The sequence below is a fragment of the Rhizobacter sp. P1_G5 genome (assembly GCF_056405435.1).
Genome location: NZ_JBFUCB010000583.1, coordinates 1 through 3,830 on the forward strand (window position 1 = coordinate 1; position 3,830 = coordinate 3,830).

Below are 3,830 nucleotides of genomic sequence, written 5' to 3' on the forward strand. Positions count from 1 at the left end.
GGCAGTCGACGTGTGCGTAGTGGCGGTTCGCCGTCTCGTACTCGACGTGCGCCGTGTTGATCGTGATGCCGCGTGCCTTCTCTTCCGGCGCCGCGTCGATCTGGTCGTACGCCTTGGCTTCACCACCGAACTTCGCCGACAGCACCGTCGTGATCGCCGCCGTCAGCGTCGTCTTGCCATGGTCCACGTGACCGATCGTCCCAACGTTCACGTGCGGCTTGGTCCGCTCGAATTTGCCTTTTGCCATTTTTCGCGCTCCTAGCGGTCGAGATTGACAGTGCTGAAAAAACTGGTGCCCATGGCGCGGATCGAACGCGCGACCTCTCCCTTACCAAGGGAGTGCTCTACCACTGAGCCACATGGGCAGGTCTCTTGTGTCCTGTCGACACAGGGCTGACAACCTCAGGCAGTCAAGCCTCTGACGACATCACAACGTCTCCGTGAAGATCCGTGGAGCGGGAGACGGGAATCGAACCCGCGTCATTAGCTTGGAAGGCTAGGGTTCTACCATTGAACTACTCCCGCCCGGGAGCCCCACCCGCCCCGGCCAGAACCCCATCGACACATCGAGGGAACCCGACCGAAACGGTCTTGCAACAACAACGTCTAGCGGTCTAGCAACTTACAGAATATGTTTCGCCGTGGTGGAGGAGGCTGGATTCGAACCAGCGTAGGCGTAAGCCAACAGATTTACAGTCTGCCCCCTTTAGCCACTCGGGCACCCCTCCGCGGCGAACTCGGGACTATACATCGAGTTGGTGACACTGGCAAACCAGCACCGCAAAAAATGACCTCGCCACAGCCGTCGACGCCCGGATAATCGCGCCCGCCCCAGCATTTCCCGCGGGCGATCCGGAGGAGAGAACCCCATGACGAAGACCATCCTGGCCGCCGCGGTGCTCGCGTTGTCGGCCTCCGCCCAGGCGCAGAGCCAGTACCCGTCCGACACCGGCCCAGGCCCTGGCGTGCGGATTCGCCCGTTCCTCGGCCTCGGCCTGACCTGGGGCGGCGACAAGCTCGACTCGGTCGAGTTCGAGGACGGCCACAGCACGTCGATCCGCGCCGGCGGCCTGGTCGACGTGAAGGCCGGCGTCGACGTGCATTTCGACAGCCCGTTCTCGGCGCAGATCAGCGTCGGCTACCACTTCCAGACGATCCGCGGCGAGACGCGCTCCGGCGACGACGGCCGCAAGACCTTCGAGCGCTACCCCGTCGAGGTGCTGGGCCACTGGGACCTGAGCGACCAATGGCGCCTCGGCGGCGGGCTGCGCTGGTCGCAGAACGCGAAGTTCTCGTCCAGCGGCGCGCTCGACGTGGGCAATGTCGAGTTCGACTCGTCGACCGGCGTGGTGGTCGAGGGCGAGTACTTCGTGAGCCGCGCGGTCGCGCTGAAGCTGCGCGCGGTGCACGAGAAGTTCACGCTGAAGGGCTATTCGACCGCGCCGGAATACGACGGCAGCCACGTCGGCTTCTACGTCAGCTACTACTTCAACTGAGCCTGGCGCGCCTGGGCCCTCACCGGCTCCAGTCGATCGCGCCGCCGTGGGCCGACAGGTGCCGTTGCGCGGCACCGAAGTGCCCGTTGCCGATGAAGGGCACCGGCGGGCGCCGCGCCGACAGCGGCGACGGGTGGTTCGACGCCAGCACCAGCGCATCGGGCCCACCCTGCTCGCGGATCAGCGGCCCGAACTGCTGGGCATGCGCGCCCCACAGCATGTAGACGCAGGGCCGGCGCCGGCCCGCGACCGCGGCGACGATGCGCTCGGTCAGCGGCTCCCAGCCATGGCGTGCGTGGCTCGCCGGCGCGGCCTGCTCGACGGTCAGCGTCGTGTTCAGCAGCAGCACGCCCTGCGCGGCCCAGCCGGACAGGTCGCCGGTCGCCGGCGCCTCGCCGAGATCGCGCACCAGCTCCTTGAGGATGTTGCGCAGGCTCGGCGGCAACGCGACGCCGGCCGGCACCGAGAACGCGAGCCCATGGGCCTGGCCCGGGCCGTGGTACGGGTCCYGCCCGAGGATCAGCACGCGGACCTCCGGCAAGGCCGTCAGTTCCAGCGCGCGCAAGGGCTCGGGCGGATAGACCACCGCCCCCTCGGCCACGCGCCGGTCGACGAACTCGACCAGGCCCTGCCCGGCGGCCGATTCGCGCCAGGGCCGCAGCACCTCGCGCCAGCCGAGCGGCGCGGCATCGAGCACCTGCGCCAGCGGCGCCTTCAGCGAGCCCTCCCCGCTCACCGGAACAGCTCGGCCAGCGCCACGCCCGGATCCGGCGCGCGCATGAACGCCTCGCCGACCAGGAAGGCATGCACGTTCGCGTCGCGCATGCGCTGCACGTCGGCGCGCGCGAGGATGCCGCTCTCGGTCACCAGCAGCCGGTCGCCGGGCACGTGCTTCAGCAGCCCGAGCGAGGTGTCGAGCGTGACCTCGAAGGTGCGCAGGTTGCGGTTGTTGATGCCGACCAGCGGCGTCTTCAGGCGCAGTGCGCGGTCGAGTTCGGCGCCGTCGTGCACCTCGACCAGCACCGCCATGCCGAGCGCCTGCGCCTGTGCCTCCAGGTCGGCCATCTGCGCATCGTCCAGCGACGCGGCGATCAGCAGGATGCAGTCCGCCCCCATCGCACGCGCCTCGAACACCTGGTACGCATCGATCATGAAATCCTTGCGCAGCACCGGCAGCGCGCAGGCGGCGCGGGCGGCCTTCAGGTAGTCGACCGAGCCCTGGAAGAACTGCCGGTCGGTCAGCACGCTGAGGCAGGCGGCGCCGTGCTTCTCGTAGCTGGCGGCGATCTCGGCCGGCACGAAGTGCTCGCGCAGCACGCCCTTGCTGGGGCTCGCCTTCTTGACCTCGGCGATCACCGCCGCCGAGCCGGCCGCGATCTTGCCGCGCAGCGCCTTCGCGAAGTCGCGCAGCCCGCCAAGAGATTCCGCCTCGCGGCGCACCGAGGCTTCGTCGCGCAGCTTGCGGGCCGCCGCGATCTCTTCGCGCTTGACCGCGTTGATCTTGTCGAGGATGTCGCTCATGCTGCCTTGAACTTGTTGGTGACGGCCACGAACTGGCTCAGCTTGGCCAGCGCCTTGCCCGAGGCCACCGCCTCGCGCGCCATCCGCACGCCTTCGGTCACCGACGACGCGACGTTCGCGCAATACAGCGCCGCGCCGGCGTTCAGCAGCACGATGTCGCGCACCGGCCCGTCTTCGTTCGCGAACGCGCGCTGGATGCACTGCACCGACTCGGCCTTGTCGGCCACCTTCAGCACGCGGGTGTCGTAGACCGGCATGCCGAAATCGCTCGGGTGCACCATGTACTCGCGCACCTCGCCGTTCTTCAGCTCGCCGACCAGCGTCTCGCCCGACAGCGAGATCTCGTCCATGCCGTTCATGCCGTAGACCACCATCACGTGCTCCGAGCCCAGGCGCTGCAGCACGCGCACCTGGATRCCGACCAGGTCGGCGTGGAACACGCCCATCAGCTGGTTCGGCGCGCCGGCCGGGTTGGTCAGCGGCCCGAGGATGTTGAAGATCGTGCGCACGCCGAGCTCCTTGCGCACCGGGCCGGCATGCTTCATCGACGCATGGTGGTTGGGCGCGAACATGAAGCCGATGCCGCATTCCTGCAGGCACTGCGCGACCTGCGCCGCATTCAGGTCGACGTTGGCGCCGAAGGCCTCGAGCACGTCGGCGCTGCCGGAACTCGACGACACGCTGCGCCCGCCGTGCTTGGCGATGCGCGCGCCGGCCGCGGCCGCGACGAACATCGCGGCGGTCGAGATGTTGAAGGTGTGCGCCGCGTCGCCGCCGGTGCCGCACAGGTCGACCAGGTGCGTCGTGTCGGCC

At 68.6% G+C, this 3,830-nt stretch carries 5 protein-coding genes and 3 tRNA genes; 1 reads left to right on the plus strand and 7 read right to left on the minus strand.

From position 1 onward, the window contains the following. The 4 genes from AC1D12_RS27395 to AC1D12_RS27410 form a co-directional block, all read right to left on the minus strand. Positions 1–247 (minus strand): GTP-binding protein (locus AC1D12_RS27395; protein WP_457332813.1); only part of this gene is annotated, 247 nt, incomplete at its 3' end. Positions 248–290: 43 nt separating this feature from the next. Continuing rightward, a tRNA-Thr gene (locus tag AC1D12_RS27400) sits at positions 291–365 on the minus strand. An 86-nt stretch (positions 366–451) separates the two neighbouring features. Continuing rightward, positions 452–525: transfer RNA gene (locus tag AC1D12_RS27405), tRNA-Gly, on the minus strand. A 117-nt stretch (positions 526–642) separates the two neighbouring features. Further along, positions 643–728, minus strand: a tRNA-Tyr gene (locus tag AC1D12_RS27410). A 141-nt stretch (positions 729–869) separates the two neighbouring features. Here AC1D12_RS27410 and AC1D12_RS27415 point away from each other — a divergent pair. Further along, entirely contained in the window at positions 870–1,496 is a 627-nt protein-coding gene (locus AC1D12_RS27415; protein ID WP_047510388.1) for an outer membrane beta-barrel protein, read from the plus strand. A 19-nt stretch (positions 1,497–1,515) separates the two neighbouring features. On the opposite strand, the gene AC1D12_RS27420 is transcribed toward AC1D12_RS27415, so the two are convergent. The 3 genes from AC1D12_RS27420 to trpD all read right to left on the minus strand — a co-directional run. Beyond that, a complete protein-coding gene (locus tag AC1D12_RS27420) occupies positions 1,516–2,232 on the minus strand; it encodes a uracil-DNA glycosylase (protein ID WP_477844197.1) in 717 nt (238 codons plus the stop codon). Beyond that, complete coding sequence (gene trpC, locus AC1D12_RS27425; RefSeq protein ID WP_047510392.1) at positions 2,229–3,017, minus strand: indole-3-glycerol phosphate synthase TrpC; 789 nt, start codon at positions 3,015–3,017, stop codon at positions 2,229–2,231. The genes AC1D12_RS27420 and trpC overlap by 4 nt, the downstream gene beginning before the upstream one ends. Next, positions 3,014–3,830, minus strand: an 817-nt coding sequence (gene trpD / locus AC1D12_RS27430; protein ID WP_477844199.1) for an anthranilate phosphoribosyltransferase, incomplete at its 5' end; no start/stop codon positions are given. The genes trpC and trpD, both read right to left, overlap by 4 nt.

Coding starts and splice junctions, on each gene's coding strand:
- AC1D12_RS27415 (WP_047510388.1), top strand. CDS start 870: ATGACGAAGACCATCCTGGCCGCCGCGGTGCTCGCGTTGTCGGCCTCC.
- trpC (WP_047510392.1), bottom strand. CDS start 3,017: ATGAGCGACATCCTCGACAAGATCAACGCGGTCAAGCGCGAAGAGATC.